The sequence below is a fragment of the Actinomadura verrucosospora genome (assembly GCF_039540335.1).
Lineage (GTDB): Bacteria > Actinomycetota > Actinomycetes > Streptosporangiales > Streptosporangiaceae > Spirillospora > Spirillospora verrucosospora.
In genome coordinates this window covers 43,834-59,819 of sequence record NZ_BAABEV010000038.1, presented here as the reverse complement: position 1 = coordinate 59,819, position 15,986 = coordinate 43,834, and the positions used below count along the sequence as shown (strand labels likewise).

11 protein-coding genes are annotated in these 15,986 nt (G+C 73.7%); 8 read left to right on the top strand and 3 right to left on the bottom strand.

The window, feature by feature from the left end:
• Positions 1–89 precede the first annotated feature (89 nt).
• Positions 90–473 carry an STAS domain-containing protein gene (locus tag ABD944_RS31585; RefSeq protein ID WP_345182933.1) on the top strand — a complete coding sequence of 128 codons (384 nt, stop codon included), beginning with the start codon at positions 90–92 and terminating at the stop codon, positions 471–473.
• Here ABD944_RS31585 and ABD944_RS31580 read toward each other — a convergent pair.
• A complete protein-coding gene (locus ABD944_RS31580) occupies positions 439–1,467 on the bottom strand; it encodes an ArsR/SmtB family transcription factor (protein WP_345182931.1) in 1,029 nt (342 codons plus the stop codon). The genes ABD944_RS31585 and ABD944_RS31580 overlap by 35 nt on opposite strands.
• A 59-nt stretch (positions 1,468–1,526) precedes the next feature.
• On the opposite strand from ABD944_RS31580, the gene ABD944_RS31575 reads away from it, so the two are divergent.
• The 3 genes from ABD944_RS31575 to ABD944_RS31565 all read left to right on the top strand — a co-directional run bounded on the left by ABD944_RS31575 (position 1,527) and on the right by ABD944_RS31565 (position 9,860).
• Complete coding sequence (locus ABD944_RS31575; protein ID WP_345182930.1) at positions 1,527–2,756, top strand: MFS transporter; 1,230 nt, start codon at positions 1,527–1,529, stop codon at positions 2,754–2,756.
• Positions 2,747–4,159 carry a B12-binding domain-containing radical SAM protein gene (locus tag ABD944_RS31570; RefSeq protein ID WP_345182929.1) on the top strand — a complete coding sequence of 471 codons (1,413 nt, stop codon included), beginning with the start codon at positions 2,747–2,749 and terminating at the stop codon, positions 4,157–4,159. Before ABD944_RS31575 ends, ABD944_RS31570 begins: the two co-directional genes overlap by 10 nt.
• Positions 4,160–4,382: 223 nt before the next feature.
• Complete coding sequence (locus ABD944_RS31565) at positions 4,383–9,860, top strand: ATP-binding protein (protein ID WP_345182928.1); 5,478 nt, start codon at positions 4,383–4,385, stop codon at positions 9,858–9,860.
• Positions 9,861–9,917: 57 nt separating this feature from the next.
• Here ABD944_RS31565 and ABD944_RS31560 read toward each other — a convergent pair whose 3' ends face one another.
• Together ABD944_RS31560 and ABD944_RS31555 are read right to left on the bottom strand one after the other, a co-directional pair.
• Positions 9,918–10,259: a HEAT repeat domain-containing protein gene (locus tag ABD944_RS31560; RefSeq protein ID WP_345182926.1), complete on the bottom strand. Its 342-nt coding sequence runs from the start codon at positions 10,257–10,259 to the stop codon at positions 9,918–9,920.
• A gap of 70 nt (positions 10,260–10,329) precedes the next feature.
• Complete coding sequence (locus ABD944_RS31555) at positions 10,330–10,773, bottom strand: MarR family winged helix-turn-helix transcriptional regulator (RefSeq protein WP_345182925.1); 444 nt, start codon at positions 10,771–10,773, stop codon at positions 10,330–10,332.
• Positions 10,774–10,824: 51 nt separating this feature from the next.
• Between ABD944_RS31555 and ABD944_RS31550 the strand changes: the two genes are divergently transcribed.
• From ABD944_RS31550 to ABD944_RS31535, 4 genes are all read left to right on the top strand, one after another.
• Positions 10,825–11,970 carry an ABC transporter substrate-binding protein gene (locus ABD944_RS31550; protein ID WP_345182924.1) on the top strand — a complete coding sequence of 382 codons (1,146 nt, stop codon included), beginning with the start codon at positions 10,825–10,827 and terminating at the stop codon, positions 11,968–11,970.
• Positions 11,971–12,061: 91 nt separating this feature from the next.
• Positions 12,062–13,468: an APC family permease gene (locus ABD944_RS31545; RefSeq protein WP_345182923.1), complete on the top strand. Its 1,407-nt coding sequence runs from the start codon at positions 12,062–12,064 to the stop codon at positions 13,466–13,468.
• Positions 13,465–14,475 carry an acetamidase/formamidase family protein gene (locus ABD944_RS31540; protein ID WP_345182922.1) on the top strand — a complete coding sequence of 337 codons (1,011 nt, stop codon included), beginning with the start codon at positions 13,465–13,467 and terminating at the stop codon, positions 14,473–14,475. Before ABD944_RS31545 ends, ABD944_RS31540 begins: the two co-directional genes overlap by 4 nt.
• A gap of 142 nt (positions 14,476–14,617) precedes the next feature.
• Positions 14,618–15,970 carry a hypothetical protein gene (locus tag ABD944_RS31535; RefSeq protein ID WP_345182920.1) on the top strand — a complete coding sequence of 451 codons (1,353 nt, stop codon included), beginning with the start codon at positions 14,618–14,620 and terminating at the stop codon, positions 15,968–15,970.
• Positions 15,971–15,986: the final 16 nt, after the last annotated feature.

The window sequence follows — 15,986 nt, the reverse complement described above, 5'->3', positions numbered from 1 at the left end:
CACCGAAACGTCCTAGCTTTCCAACCCTGCTCCCTAGGAGTCCGTTTTCTCCCTGGCCTGAAGGCCGGGGCATCCACGGAGGAACCCTGATGACCGCCTTTGTTCCCGATACTCCGCTGCGCGTGGTCGCCACCCTTTCCGGGGCGCGCTCGCTGCGGATCGAGATTGAGGGTGATCTGGACTTTCACACCGCCGACAGGCTGGTGGCCACCGTCCGGACGCAGATGGAGGACAACCCGGACGTCCGCGAGCTGGAGCTCGCCTGCGGCGGGATGGGCATGTGCGACTCGGCCGGCCTGGCCGCACTGCTGATGGTGCACCGCCGGACGTCCGCGGCCGGCGTCCACCTCGCGCTGACCGGCCGGAGCGCGCAGCTCGACCGGCTCCTGGACATCACGGGGACGCTGGACCACCTCACCGGCGCTTCGGCCGAGACCGTCAAGAACGAGGACCAGGAACTGCCCCAGCGGTGACCGCGGGGGCGTGCGGGGGCCGGACGCCGTCCACGAGTGCGTCGCCGGTGGCCGTCCGGTAGTAGAGGACGGAGCGGCCGGCGCGGCGGCGGTCGACCAGGCGGGCGTCGAAGAGGACCCGGAGGTGGCGGCCGACCGAGCCGAGCCCCTGGCCGGTCAGCGCCACGAGCTGCGTGGTGCTCAGCGGCGTGGCGAGGAGGACGAGGACGCGGGCGCGTCCCGGGCCGAGGAGGCGTTCGAGCGCTTCGGGGACGGCGGCCTCGCCCGCGCCGGCCAGCGGGGCCGAGCAGGGGTAGACGATCGCGTACCGGTCGGGGTCCGGCTCCTGCCAGGCCACCCATCCCGTCCGGGGCGTGACCGGGACGAAGAGCAGCCGGGCACCGGAGATGTCGCGCGGCGGGAAGTCGAGGGCGTCGATCTGGAGGCGGCCGTCGCCGAGCCAGCGCATCCCGGGGCGCATGTCGTCCAGGGCCGCGGCCCATCCGCCCTGGCCCAGCTGCCCGGCGCGCGCGACGGCGTCGGCCTCGACGACGCGGCGGCGGCGCTCCCAGTCCGGCTCAACGGCGTGCGTCCACACCCACTCCAGCAGGCCGGCGATCCGCTGGGGCGCGTCGGGGCGGCGCAGCGCGGCGGGCAGCGGGCCGCCGGACGAGACCTCCAGGTCGGCGTAGGCCCGCTCGGGCGGAGTCCGGCGGACGGTGTCGAGCTCCTCCTCGAACGACGGCGAGCCCACGCCCGGGTGCGGCGGCGTCAGGAAGTCGGCGCTCCACCTGGTCCTGGCGCCGAGGGCGGCGTCCAGCAGCGCGGCGGTGACCGGTTCGCGCCGCAGCATCCGGCGGTAGGCGGGCAGGTGGGCGTCGAGCCAGGACCGCTCCCCCGGATGCGCGGCGGCGCCCTTCTCCAGGAGCTTCACGCAGGCGGTGGTCTCCGCCAGGGCGGAGATGACGAAGCGGCCGCTCGCGAGGGTGTCCGCGTTGACCTGCCACAGGCTCACGTTTCGCCTCCTCGCGAAACTCTACCGGCCCTCCGGCGGCGGCCCTGAACCTGGCGGGCATGCGCACGTATCGGGATCTCTTCCGCGCCCCGGAGTACACGCCGCTCCTCACGTCGTTCACGGTCCAGGAGTCCGCGCAGACGGTCAGCGGCCTGGCGCTCGGCACGCTGGTGTACGAGTCGACCCGCTCGCCGCTGCTGTCGGCGCTGAGCATGTTCGGCGGCTCGTTCGCCCAGATGGCGGGCGCGCTGACGCTGCTGTCGGCCGCCGACCGCCTGCCGCCGAGGACCGCGCTCGCCTGCATGGCCCTGCTGTTCGGCGCGGGGACGGCCGTTCTGGCGGTTCCCGGCCTTCCGCCGGCGGCGCTCCTCGCCGTCGTGGCGGGGCTCGGGCTGGTCGCCTCGCTGCGGAGCGGCGTCTGCTACGGCCTCCTGAGCGAGATCCTGCCGGACGAGGGGTACCTCCTCGGGCGCTCCGTGCTGAACATGGCGGCGGGGACGACGCAGATCGGCGGCTTCGCGGTCGGCGGCGTCCTCGTGGTCGCGCTCTCGCCCCGGGGCGCCCTGCTCACCGGCGCCGCGCTCTACCTTCTCACCGCCGTGGTGGCGGTCACCGGCCTGGGCCGCCGGCCGCCCCGGGCCGCCGGGCATCCGAGCCCCGGCGAGACGTGGCGGACCACGGCGCGGCTGCTCTCCTCGGGGCCGCGCCGGTACGCCTACCTCGCGATGTGGGTGCCGAACGGCCTGATCGTCGGCTGCGAGGCCCTCTTCGTCCCCTACTCGCCGCGGCACGCGGGGCTGCTGCTCGCCGCGGCGGCCGTCGGCATGCTGGTGGGCGACACCGCCGCGGGCCGGTTCGTCCCCCGCCGCCTGCGCGAGCGGCTGAGCCCGCCCCTGCTGCTCCTGCTGGCGGGCCCCTACCTGCTGTTCGCCGTCGACCCGCCGCTCCCGGTCGGCGCGGCCGCCGTCCTGCTGGCCTCCGTCGGGTACGGGTCGACGCTGCTGCTGCAGGAGCGCCTCATGGCGCTGACCCCGGTCCGCATGCACGGGCACGCCCTGGGGCTGCACTCGTCCGGGATGCTCACCATGCAGGGCGCCGGGGCGGCGCTGGCGGGCGGCGCCGCCCAGGCGACCTCGCCCGCCGCCGCCATGGCGATCATGGCCGCCGCGTCGGTGGCCGTCACCCTCGCCCTGGCCCCGGGGCTCCGCCCACACGGGATCTCCACACGATCCGCACACGGCGGACGCCACCGCGGCGGCGGGGAGGCGTCCAATGAGACATGCGCGTGAAGATGATCCTCCCGGCCCTGACCGAGGCGACCTCGCCCTTCTTCCGTCCGATCAAGTACTCGCTGTTCCCGCCGCTCGGGCTGGCCACGCTCGCCGGGTACCTCGACCCGGACGACGAGGTGACGGTGACCGACGAGCACGTGCAGAAGGTCGACACCTCCGACGAGCCCGACCTCGTGGTGATCCAGGTCTACATCACCTCCGCGCGGCGGGCCTACGAGCTCGCCGACCTCTACCGCGCCCGGGGCGTCCACGTGTGCCTGGGCGGGCTGCACGTCACCTCGCTCCCGGACGAGGCCGCCCGGCACGCCGACACGATCTTCTGCGGGCCCGGCGAGGACACCTGGCCCCGCTTCCTCGCCGACCTGCGCGCTGGCCGCCCGGCGGCACGCTACGACTCCACCGAGCGGACGCTCGCGGCGCTGCCGCCCATCCGCCGCGACCTCATCGCCCGCGAGCGCTACCTCGTCCCGAACTCGATCGTGGTGTCGCGCGGCTGCCCGCACGTGTGCGACTTCTGCTACAAGGAGGCGTTCTTCGAGGGCGGCAAGTCGTTCTACACCCAGACGGTCGACGCGGCGCTCGCCGAGATCGACCGGCTGCCGGGGCGGCACCTGTACTTCCTGGACGACCACCTGTTCGGCAACGCCCGGTTCGCGTCCGCGCTGTTCGACGGGATGCGCGGCATGGGACGGCTCTGGCAGGCGGCCGGGACGGTGAAGGCGGTGCTCAACCCCGGGCTGCTGGAGAAGGCCGTCGAGTCGGGGCTGCGGAGCCTGTTCGTCGGCTTCGAGACCGTCAACGCCGGGAACCTCACCGAGCAGCGCAAGTGGCAGAACATCGACCGCGACTACGGCGCGGTGGTCCGCCGGCTGCGCGACAACGGCGTGATGGTCAACGGCAGTTTCGTGTTCGGGATGGACGAGGACGACCCGTCGGTGTTCGACCGCACCGTCGAGTGGGCGATCGGCCAGGGGATCGAGACGGCCACCTTCCACATCCTGACCCCCTATCCGGGCACCCGCCTCTACGACCGGATGGCCAAGGCCGACCGCCTCCTGCACTCCGACTGGGACCGGTACGACACCCGCACAGTCGTCTTCAAGCCCGCCAAGATGACCGCGCAGCAGCTTGAGGACGGCTACTGGCGCGCCTACCGCGACTTCTACCGCTGGGGTTCGATCCTGCGCGGCGCCTCCACCAAGCCGACGCTGCGCGGCAGGACCCGGCACGTCGCCTACGCCGGAGGTTGGAAGAAGTTCGAGCCCGCGTGGGACCTGGTCATCCGCGCGAAGAGGGCGGGCCGCGCGCTGCCGCTGCTGGAGGCGATCCTGTCGGGCTTCGGCAGCCGGCCGGCCCGCTCCGGGCCTCGCCGGGAACCGGAGCCGGTTTCCGTATCCTGATCCTTTCGCGCGTGCGGCGGGGGCGACCGGTTTTGCAGGTTTCCTACAACTACAGCGGCGCAGCGTGCGTTGTCGGCGGCATGGCGCCTTCGCCCTCTGGGCGGAAAGGTGAGTGTGTCCGGGTGCGCCGCGTCCCGGCGCCGCACGTCGTCCAACAACGCGCATCGCCAGACAGCGCGCATCGCCAGACAGCGCGCACCGTCTAACAGGAGGGCTCGGTCGGGTGTTCAGTCGTGTCGCCATCGTGAACCGGGGTGAGGCCGCCATGCGGCTCATCCACGCCGTACGGGACATCGCCGCGGAGAGCGGGACGCGGATCGAGACCGTCGCCCTGTACACCGATGTCGACCGGACGGCCACCTTCGTCCGCGAGGCCGACCTGGCCTACGACCTCGGCCCCGCGTCCGCCCGGCCGTACCTGGACCTGGAGGTCCTGGAGCGCGCGCTGGTGGAGACCGGCGCCGACGCCGCGTGGGTCGGCTGGGGCTTCGTCGCGGAGGACCCGGCGTTCGCGGAGCTGTGCGACCGGATCGGGGTGGCGTTCGTCGGGCCGAGCGCGGAGGCCATGCGCCGGCTCGGCGACAAGATCGGCGCGAAGCTGATCGCCGAGGAGGTCGGCGTGCCGGTCGCGCCGTGGAGCCGCGGCGCGGTCGAGACCCTGGACGAGGCGATCGCGGCGGCGGAGCGCATCGGCTACCCGCTGATGCTGAAGGCGACCGCGGGCGGCGGCGGCCGCGGCATCCGAGTGATCACCAGCGCGGCCGAGCTGGCGGACGCCTACGAGCGCACCAGCCAGGAGGCGGCGCGGGCCTTCGGCAGCGGCGTCGTGTTCCTGGAGCGCCTCGTCACCGGTGCCCGGCACGTCGAGGTCCAGGTGATCGCCGACGGCGAGAGCGCGTGGGCGCTCGGCGTGCGCGACTGCTCGGTGCAGCGCCGCAACCAGAAGATCATCGAGGAGTCGGCGTCGCCGGTGCTCGGCGCCGAGCAGACCGCCGAGCTGAAGGCGTCGGCCGAGCGGCTCGCCGTCGCGGTCGGGTACCGCGGCGCGGCGACCGTCGAGTTCCTGTACCACCCCGGCGACCGGATGTTCGCGTTCCTGGAGGTCAACACCCGCCTCCAGGTCGAGCACCCGATCACCGAGTCCACCACCGGGTTCGACCTGGTCAAGGCGCAGCTGCACGTGGCCTCCGGCGGACGGCTCGACGGCGCTCCGCCGGTGGAGCGCGGGCACGCGGTCGAGGCGCGGCTGAACGCCGAGGACCCCGACCGCGACTTCGCCCCCTCGCCGGGCCGCATCGTCCGGCTGGACCTGCCCGCCGGGCCGGGCATCCGGGTGGACACCGGCGTCAGCGAGGGCGACACGATCCCCGCCGACTTCGACTCGATGATCGCCAAGATCATCGCCTACGGCCGCGACCGCGACGAGGCGCTCGGCCGGCTGCGCCGCGCGATGACCCAGACCACGGTGATCATCGAGGGCGGCGCGACGAACAAGAGCTTCGTGCTCGACCTGCTCGACCGGCCCGAAGTGATCGACGCGAGCGCCGACACCGGCTGGATCGACCGCGTCCGCGCCGAGGGCGGCCTCGTCACCCACCGGCACTCCGCCGTCGCGCTCGCCGCCGCCGCCATCGAGGCCTACGAGGAGGCGGAGGGCGCCGAGCGGCGGCGGCTGCTGTCGACGGCGTCCGGCGGGCGCCCGCAGGCGCGGCACGAGAGCGGCCGGCCGCTGGACCTCAAGCTGCGCGGCGCCGGCTACCGGGTGCGGGTGGCCCGGGTCGGCGCGGACCGGTTCCGCGTCGCCGTCGAGGCGGGCGGCGAGGTCCGCACCGCCGACGTCGAGCTCGAACGCTTCGACCGGCACCTCGGCCAGATCACCGTCAACGGCTCCCGGTACCGCCTGCTCACCGGCACCCACGGCCCGGTCCACTTCGTCGAGGTGGACGGGGTGGCGCACCGGGTCAGCCGCGACGAGGGCGGCGTCGTCCGCTCGCCCGCGCCGGCGCTGGTCGTCGCCACGCCCCTGGAGGTCGGCGCCGAGGTCGAGGCGGGCGCGCCGGTGCTGGTCCTGGAGAGCATGAAGATGGAGACGGTGCTGCGGGCGCCGTTCAAGGCGCGGCTGAAGGAGTGCGTCGTCTCCGTCGGCAGCCAGGTGGAGACGGGGGCGCCGCTGCTGCGGCTGGAGCCGCTCGCCGACGAGGCCGAGGCCGCGGACGTCGCGGCGACCGGCGCCGTCGAGCTCGATCTGCCCGCCGCGCCGGGCGCCGTCCCGGCGCGCGAGCGCGCGGCCCGCGGCCAGGAGGACCTGCGCAGCCTGCTGCTCGGCTTCGACGTCGACCCGCACGACGAGCGCCGGGCCCTGGACGGCTACCTCGCCGCGCGCCGCGCCGCCGCCGCCGACGGGCACCGGCCGGTGGCCGAGGAGCTCGGGCTCATCGACGTGTTCGCCGACCTCGCCGAGCTGAGCCGCAACCGCCCGGCGGGCGGCGACGGCACCGACGGCGGCCACGTGCACAGCGCCCGCGAGTACTTCCACACCTACCTGCAGAGCCTGGACGTCGAGCGGGCCGGGCTGCCTCAGGCGTTCCAGGCCAAGCTCGCCAAGGCGCTCGGCCACTACGGCGTCACCGACCTGGAGCGCACCCCCGAGCTCGAGGCGGCGGTGTTCCGGATCTTCCTGGCGCAGCAGCGGGCGGCCGCCGACGCCTCGGTCGTCGCGACGCTGCTGCGCGAGTGGCTCGGCGAGCCCCCGCCGGACGAGACGCTGCGCGAGGCCGCCGGCCTGGCGCTGGAGCGGCTGGTGGCCGCGACGCAGGTCCGGTTCCCCGTGGTGTACGACCTCGCGTGCGGCGTGGTGTTCGCCTGGTTCGCCCAGCCGCTGCTGCGCCGCAACCGCGCCGCCGTCTACGCCCGCGTCCGCCGCAACCTGCGGCACCTGGACGCGCACCCGGACGCGCCGGAGCGCGAGGAGCTCATCGCCGAGATGGTGCGCAGCACCGAGCCGCTGGTGCGGCTGCTCGGCCAGCGGCTCGTGCGCGGCAACGGCGACAACGCGGTGATGCTGGAGGTGCTCACCCGGCGGTACTACGGGAACAAGGGCCTCACGGGCCTGCACACCCGGGAGGCGGGCGGCTGCTCGTTCGTGGTCGCCGAGCACGCGGGCTCGCGCCTGGTCTCCTCGGCGGTGCGCTTCGACGCGCTCGGCGCCGCGCTGCGCGGGCTCGCGGAGCTGGCGGACGGCGGCGAGGACGTCGACGCCGACATCTACCTGTCCTGGGAGCGGCAGCCCGAGGACTTCGACGCGATGGCCGCCGCGCTGCAGGAGGTCGTCAACGCGCACCCGCTGCCGCCGCGGATCCGCAGGATCACCGCGACGGTCGCGGGCAGCAGCGGCGCGGTGATGCACCACCACTTCACGTTCCGCCCGGCGGAGGAGGGCCGTCCCCCCACAGGGGGCATGGCCGAGGAGCGGCTGATCCGCGGCCTGCACCCGTTCATCGCGCAGCGGATGCAGATGGAGCGACTGCACAAGTTCGACCTGACCCGGCTGCCGTCCTCGGACGAGGAGGTCTACCTCTTCCAGTGCGTGGCGCGCGACAACCCGTCCGACGACCGGCTCGTCGCGTTCGCGCAGGTGCGCGACCTGACCGCGCTGCGCGACGGCGACGGGAAGCTGCGCTCCCTGCCGACGGCCGAGTACACCCTCGCCACCTGCCTGGACTCGATCCGCAGGGCGCAGGCGCGGCGGCCGTCCAAGAAGCGGTTCCCCACCAACCGCATCGTGATCTACGTCTGGCCGACGAGCGACCTCACCCGCGCCGAGCTGCAGCGGCTGGCAGGCCGCATGCTGCCGGCGGCGGCGGGGGCCGGGCTGGAGGAGGTCCTGCTCATCGCGCGGCAGCGCGATCCGCGGACGGGCGAGCCGGTCAAGATCGCCGTCCGGGTCGCCTTCGACGCCACGGGCGGCACCCGGCTGACCGTCGGCGCGCCGTCGGACGCGCCGGTCGAGCCGCTCGACGGCTACCGGCAGAAGGTGCTGCGGGCGAGCAGCCGCAACACCGTGTACCCGTACGAGCTGACCGGCCTGCTCGGCGACTTCGTCGAGCACGACCTCGACGACGCGAACGTCCTGGTCCCGGTGGACCGGCCGAAGGGGCGCAACACCGCGGCGATCGTCGCGGGCGTCGTCTCGAAGCGGACCCGGCGGCACCCGCAGGGCGTCACCCGGGTCGTGCTGCTCGGCGACCCGACCAAGTCGCTCGGGGCGCTGTCGGAGGCCGAGTGCCGCCGCGTGATCGCCGCGCTGGATCTGGCCGAGCGGATGCGGGTGCCGCTGGAGTGGTACGCGCTGTCCTCGGGCGCCCGGATCTCCATGGAGTCGGGCACGGAGAACATGGACTGGGTGGCCGCGGCGCTCAAGCGGATCGTCGAGTTCACCCAGGACGGCGGCGAGATCAACGTCGTCGTCGCGGGCATCAACGTCGGCGCCCAGCCGTACTGGAACGCCGAGGCGACGATGCTCATGCACACCAAGGGCGTGCTGATCATGACGCCGGACTCGGCGATGGTGCTCACCGGCAAGCAGGCGCTCGACTTCTCCGGCGGCGTCTCGGCCGAGGACAACTTCGGCATCGGCGGCTACGACCGGGTGATGGGCCCGAACGGGCAGGCGCAGTACTGGGCGCCGAACCTCGTCGCCGCGCGGGACATCCTGATGTCGCACTACGACCACACCTACGTCGCGCCCGGTGAGCCGGGGCCGCGCAATGCCGGCACGACCGACCCCGTCGACCGGGACGTCTCCGCCTTCCCGCACGTCCTGGAGGGCAGCGAGTTCACCACGGTCGGCGAGATCTTCTCCGCCGAGGCGAACCCGGACCGCAAGAAGCCGTTCGACATCCGGACCGTGATGCGGGCGCTGTCCGACCAGGACCACCCGGTGCTCGAGCGCTGGGCGGGCATGGCCGACGCCGAGACCGCGGTGGTGCAGGACGTGCACCTCGGCGGCATGCCGGTGTGCCTGCTCGGCATCGAGTCGCAGTCGGTGCCGCGGCGCGGCTTCCCGCCCACCGACGGCCCGGACGCCTACACCGCCGGCACGCTGTTCCCGAAGTCGTCCAAGAAGGCCGCGCGGGCGATCAACGCGGCCAGCGGCAACCGGCCGCTGGTGGTGCTGGCGAACCTGTCGGGCTTCGACGGCTCGCCGGAGTCGATGCGGCAGCTCCAGCTGGAGTACGGGGCCGAGATCGGCCGGGCGATCGTCAACTTCCGCGGCCCGATCGTGTTCTGCGTGATCTCCCGGTACCACGGCGGCGCGTTCGTGGTGTTCTCCAAGGCGCTGAACCCGAACATGACCGTGCTCGCGCTGGAGGGCTCGTTCGCGTCGGTGCTCGGCGGCGCCCCGGCCGCCGCGGTGGTGTTCGCCGCCGACGTCAACGCCCGGACGGCCGCCGACCCGCGGGTGCGGGACCTGGAGGGCCGCGTCGCGGCGTCCTCGGGGCCGGGCCGCGCCGCGCTGACGGCGGAGCTGGACGAGCTGCGCGCGACGGTCCGCACCGAGAAGCTCGGCGAGGTGGCCGCCGAGTTCGACCGCGTGCACGACATCCGGCGCGCGGTGGAGGTCGGCTCGGTCGACGCCGTCATCCGCGCCGCCGAGATGCGCCCGCGGATCATCGAGGCGATCGAGGCCCGTCTGAAGTGACCCTCGGGGGCGCGGGGGCCGTGCCCCCGCGCCCCGGCGGCGTGCCCGGCGCCGGGGCTAGAAGAGCCAGCCGCCGGCGTGCGCCTCGTCGAGGATCTCGTCGGCCTCGCGGGTGTCGAGCATCTCCAGCCCGCGGACCGCCCAGAAACGCAGCGACTCGTCGGGGCTCTCCAGCTGGGCGCGGAACACCTCCAGGGCCTCTGGCGCGCGGGCCTCGGCGATCAGTTCGAGCAGCCAGCACCGCAGGCCGGGGTCGTCGCGCTCCGCCGCGAACTCCGCGATCAGCTCGCCGACGTAGGCGTCGGCGTGCTCGCGCAGGAAGTCGAACGCGTCCTCCCGGACCCGCGGCTCCCTCGTCCGCATCTGCTGCATGGCCTGATCGAAACGCCGCCGCGACATGCGCCGACCCTACGGCCGCTCCCTGACAAAACGAACACCGGCGCCCCCGCGGTGCATAGGGGGCGCCGGGTCAGCGGAGGCCCCTCCAGAGGTCGGACAGGAGGCCGGACAGGTTCTGGATCGTGTCGCCGTGGCGCTCGGCGAGGGCCTGCTCGTGCGCGCGTGCCAGCGCCTCCAGCCGCTCCAGCTTGGCGCGGCCCAGGTCGGAGACGTGCACCGACACACGGCGGCGGTCCCGGGTGGAGTGGGACCGGTACAGGTAGGCCGAGTCGACCAGGGCGTCCACGAGCCGGGTCAGGGTGGGGTGCGGGATCTCGACGATGAGCGCCAGCTCGCCCATCGAGACGTCGTCGGACGCGGCGAGGGCGCGCAGCACCCGCCACTGCTCGACCGTCGCGCCCTCCTCGTCCAGGCGGGCGCCGAGGCCGCGGGCCAGGGCCCGCTGCGTGCGGGTGAGCAGGTCGACGAGTTCGGTCTCCGCCGTGCGCGCCGCCGCGCCGTGCCGCTCGACCACCCGGTGCCTCCCTCGCCAGCCGCCCGTGGGAAGAGCATACTTGGCCTGGTCATGAGGGGTTCGGCGATCATGCGCGCGGTGGTGCGGGACGGCACGGGGTTGCTGGTCACCGGGCCGGATCCCGCCGTGCTGCGGCTCGGGCTGCTGCTGCCGCTGTCGGGGCCCCTCGGCCTGACCGGGCCGTCCGGGCTGAGCGCCGCGTGCCTGGCCGCGACCGAGGTCAACGCCTCCGGCGGGGCGGCCGGACGACCCGTCGAGCTGGTGCCGGTGGACGCCGGGCGGGCTCCGGGCGCGGTGGCGGGCGAGGCCCGTTTCCTCGCCGACGCCGGGCTCGTCCAGGCGTTCGTGGGGTTCCACACGAGCGACGTGCACCGCGGCCTGGAGGCGGCGCTCGCCGGGCGGGCGCCGTACGTGTTCACGCCGCCGCACGAGGGCGGGCCGCGGCGGCAGGGCGTGGTCCTGCTCGGCGACTCGCCGGACCGGCAGCTCGGCTCCGCGCTGCGCTGGCTGAGCGCGCGGCTTCGGCTGCGGCGCTGGGCGCTGCTGGGCAGCGACTACATCTGGCCGCGGGCGGTCCACCGGGCGGCGGCGCGGCAGGTCCGGGCGGCGGGCGGCGAGGTGGTGCTGGACCGGCTCGTGCCCTTCCCGTGGGCGGAGGGCGACGACCCGGAGGCGCGCTTCGAGGAGGTCGTGCACGCGCTGGCGCGGACGGGCACGGAGGCGGTCCTGCTCAGCCTGGTCGGCCGCGACCTGGCCGTGTTCAACCGGGTGTTCACCGCCTCGCGGCTGTCCGCCGGGGTGGTCCGGCTGTCGGGGGCGCTGGAGGAGAACGTCCTGCTCGCCACCGGCGGCGACGACACCGGGGAGCTGTACTCGGCGATGCGGTCGTTCGCCGGGCAGGGGGACGAGCGGCAGCTCGCGCTCGCCGAGCGGTACCGGACGGTGTTCGGCGAGGCGGCCCCCGTCCTGGACGCCTACGCGGAGGGCTGCTACGACGGCGTCCACCTGCTGGCGGCGCTGGCCGCCGCGGGCATGCTGACCGCGCGGCAGGGGCGGTCGGCGTCGGCGCGGCTGCTGGCGGGCGCCGACCCCGTCGCGCGGCGCGCCTGGTCGGCGGCGCCGCTCGGCCCGCCGCGCCCCGAGGGCTACCTGGCCAGGGCGGACGGGCTGGACCTCACCGTCGTCACCCGCCTCTAAGATCTTTGCGGATCAAATCTTTTCATTTGAAAAGATTGCCTCTAGGGTTCGCTGAGCGGGAACGACCCGCGTCCTCGCCCGAGGAGGGACCATGGCCGTCGACCCCACGCCGCCGGAGGGCATCGAGCGCTACGGGTACACCCAGGAGCTGCGGCGCTCCCTCACGTTCCGGGACCTCGTGGTCTACGGGCTGATCTTCATGGTGCCGATCGCGCCGTTCGGCATCTTCGGCAGCGTCTTCGAGGGCTCGGGCGGCATGGTCGCGCTCGCCTACGCCATCGGGATGCTGGCCATGCTGTTCACCGCCGGCTCGTACGCGCAGATGTCGCGGGCGTTCCCGATGGCCGGGTCCGTCTACACCTACGCCGGACGGGGCATCGCGGCGCCGGTCGGGTTCCTGTCCGGCTGGATGATCCTGCTCGACTACGTGCTGGTGCCGGCCCTGCTGTACCTGATCGCCAGCGTGGCGATGAACTCGCTGGTGCCCGGCGTCCCGGTGTGGCTGTGGCTCATCGTGTTCGTCGTGCTCAACACGGCCGTCAACTTCTTCGGCATCGAGATGACCGCGCGCATCAACCGGATCATGCTGGTCGCCGAGCTGGTCATCCTGGCGGTCTTCCTGGTGGTGGGCCTGGTGGCGCTCGCCCAGGGCAAGGGCCACGGCGGCGGAAGCCTCAGCCCGATCTACAACGGCTCGACGTTCTCGTGGGGGCTGGTGTTCGGCGCCGTGTCGATCGCGGTCCTGAGCTTCCTCGGCTTCGACGGCATCTCCACGCTGGCCGAGGAGAACCGCGAGTCGGCCCGCGCCATCGGACGGTCCATGGTGGCCGCGCTGCTGCTGGTCGGCGTGCTGTTCATCGTCCAGACGTGGGTGGCCTCGCTGCTGGTCACCGACCCGGACAAGCTCGTCAACGAGGGCGACCCGGACGGCACCGCGTTCTACGACGCCGCGCGGGTCGCGGGCGGCGCGTGGCTGGCCAAGCTGACCGCGCTGGCCACCGCGATCGCGTGGGGCTTCGCCAACTCGCTGGTCGCGCAGGCCGCGACATCCCGGCTGCTGTACGCCATGGCGCGGGACCGGCAGCTGCCGAGGTTCCTCGCCAGGGTCCATCCCCGGCGGCAGGTCCCGGTCAACGCGACCCTGCTGGTCGCGGCCGTCTCGCTGGGCCTCGGCCTCTACATGGAGCAGCGCGAGGACGGCATCACCCTGCTCAGCTCGCTCGTCAACTTCGGCGCCATGACGGCCTTCCTGGTGCTGCACGTCTCGGTCGTCGTCCACTACGTCGTCCGGTCGGGCAGCCGGGACTGGTGGCGCCACCTGATCGCGCCGGCGATCGGCTTCGGCATCCTCGCCTACGTGGTGGTCAACGCGAAGGTCGCCGCGCAGGAGCTGGGCTTCCTGTGGCTCGGCGTCGGGCTGGTGCTGCTGGTCGGGCTGCTGGTCACCCACCGCCGTCCGGCCCTGGCCGGCATCGCAGAGGAGGAGAACGAGAAGTGACGTTCGACGTGGTCTCCATGACGGGAACCGAGCCCGGCTTCGCGTTCGGCGGACGGGAGGCGGCGCTCACGGTCGCGCCCGGCACCGTCGTGGAGCTGACGACCGAGGACTGCTTCGGCGGCGCCGTCCGGGGAGTGGACGACCTGCCGAGCCGGGTGTGCTCCTTCCCCTACCTCAACCCCGTCACCGGCCCCATCGCCGTCGCGGGCGCCGAGCCCGGCGACGCGGTCGCGGTGCACTTCGCGGACATCCGCCCCGCCCGCGACTGGGCGGTCTCGTCCACGTTCCCGCACTTCGGGGCGCTGACCGCGACGCACACCACGGCGATGCTGCACCAGGCCCTGCCGGAACGGGTGTGGATCTACGACGTGGACGCCGCCCGCGGGATCTGCCGCTTCCGCGCCCGCGAGAGCGACCTGGAGATCGAGCTGCCGCTCGACCCCATGCACGGCACCGTGGGCGTGGCCCCGGCCGCCGGCGAGGTGATCATGAGCATCACCCCGGGCGCGCACGGCGGCAACATGGACACCCCGGAGATGCGCGCGGGCACCACCGCGTACTTCCCGGTCAACGTGCCGGGCGGCCTGATCTCCATCGGCGACGGCCACTGCCGCCAGGGCGAGGGCGAGGTCTGCGGCACCGCCGTGGAGGCGGCGATGGACACCGTCGTGGTCGTGGACCTGATCAAGGGCGCCGCACCGGCCTGGCCGCGCCTGGAGGACGACCTCCACCTGATGTCCACCGGGTCGGCCCGCCCTCTGGAGGACGCGTTCCGGATCAGCCAGCACGACCTGGTCACCTGGACGTCCTCGCTGCTCGGCCTGGACGAGCTGGACGCCTACCAGCTGGTCAGCCAGGCGGCGCTCGCCCCGGCGGGCAACGTCGTCGACACCAACTACACGATGCTCGCGAAGATGCCCAAGACCGCGCTGCCGGGCGTCTCCGCCTACGACGGCGTCCACGCGCGCCTGCGCGACACCGCCGAAAGCTACCTCTCCCAGCGCTGACGACGCCGGCGCTCCGCCTCCCACTCCATCACTCTCCGCGTTCATATAATTCCGATGCGTTGCGACGTTCGGGGGCGGAGCGCGGCCGCGCGCTCCGCGGGGAGGGGTGTGCGTCTTGAGGACGAGCTGGAAAGTGGCGGGCGTGGCCGTCGGGACGGCCGCCGCGGCGGTCGTGTCCGCGGGATGGTCCGTGGGGACGGCGGCAGGCGGCGGCCGGTGGAAGCTGGTCGCGCAGGAGCGGTTCGACCGGCCGCTGCGCGTCGACGGGGCGCCGTGGCGGCTCGACCCGCAGGGGCCGCGCAGCCCGTGGGCGGTCGACGCGTTCGACGACGACGGGGCGGCCTGGAAGAAGATCAGCGGGCCGCTGTTCGAGCGGCAGATGAAGACCCTCAACGTGTTCCGCAAGCGCGTCGCCTTCGGGCAGCGGGGGTGGCTGACCGCGGAGGTCGCCGCGGTCGACAAGGACCGCGACGGGCGTCCCGACTCCCGTCCGGGGCTGTCGGCCGTGACGCTGCCGGGCGGGCACCGCGTCGCGCGGATCTCCGAGCCGAGCTGGGACGCGGGCGTCCTGATCCGGCCGACCCGCCCGCTGCCCCGGTACTACCGGGTGGAGATGACGCTGCGGGGCATCCGGTTCGGCGGCAAGCGGGGCGGCACGTTCGACTACGACGGCAGGCACAACGGGTACACCAGGGAGCCGTGCAAGACCCGGTACCCGTGGACGTTCCAGGGCGCGCTGCCGGGGAAGTCCCGGTGCCAGTACCCCGACGTGACGCGGGAGAACGGGTTCTACTACCTGACGATCCTCGACCACGCGAACCCGGCGCCGCACGGCAACCCCGGCATCCACTTCCGGCGCAAGGCCATCATGGACGGCTACTACAGCGACGACGCCCGCTGGAAGAACGCCGCGACCTGCGACCCGAAGACCCGCACGATGTACCGGACGTTCGACGGCACCTTCAACGGCGTCAACGCGCTGTTCCCGCGCGGCGACCTGTTCCGCGAGACCGCCAACAACAACATCAGCAACGAGTACTACGCCAAGACCGCGTGCGGGGAGGCGTCCATGGACCGGCGGTACGGGCCGGGCGGCCGGTTCGAGGGGCACCTCACCAGCGCCGAGCTGCGGCCGGAGCTGATGCCGAAGGCCGCCTACCGGTTCGCGATCGAGCGCGACCGCACCGGGTACACGCTGGAGATGAGCGGCCCGTTCCTGCACACCGGGCAGACCACGCTGCGCGTCCACCACGACTTCGTGGAGAACGGGCGCCCGATCTGGCACTACAACCAGACGCCGGACGAGTACGACGGCCGGTTCGACCGCAGGCTCGTCCACAGGGGCCCGGCCGGGACGTACACGACCGAGCACAGCTGGCCCAAGGGCTCGGCCTACCCCGACTCCTTCATCATCGGCGACCCGCACCTCAACTACTACGAGGGCGAGGCGTACGTCGACGACGTCCGCCTCTACGTCCCAGAGCACCAGGGGTGAACGCCGGCGGGGCGCG

Excerpts from the sequence above, each read along its gene's own strand:
- ABD944_RS31560 (WP_345182926.1), bottom strand. The coding sequence starts at position 10,259 with ATGTCGCGGCGGCGTTTCGATCAGGCCATGCAGCAGATGCGGACGAGG.
- ABD944_RS31585 (WP_345182933.1), top strand. The coding sequence starts at position 90 with ATGACCGCCTTTGTTCCCGATACTCCGCTGCGCGTGGTCGCCACCCTT.
- ABD944_RS31570 (WP_345182929.1), top strand. The coding sequence starts at position 2,747 with ATGCGCGTGAAGATGATCCTCCCGGCCCTGACCGAGGCGACCTCGCCC.
- ABD944_RS31575 (WP_345182930.1), top strand. The coding sequence starts at position 1,527 with ATGCGCACGTATCGGGATCTCTTCCGCGCCCCGGAGTACACGCCGCTC.
- ABD944_RS31545 (WP_345182923.1), top strand. The coding sequence starts at position 12,062 with ATGGCCGTCGACCCCACGCCGCCGGAGGGCATCGAGCGCTACGGGTAC.
- ABD944_RS31550 (WP_345182924.1), top strand. The coding sequence starts at position 10,825 with ATGAGGGGTTCGGCGATCATGCGCGCGGTGGTGCGGGACGGCACGGGG.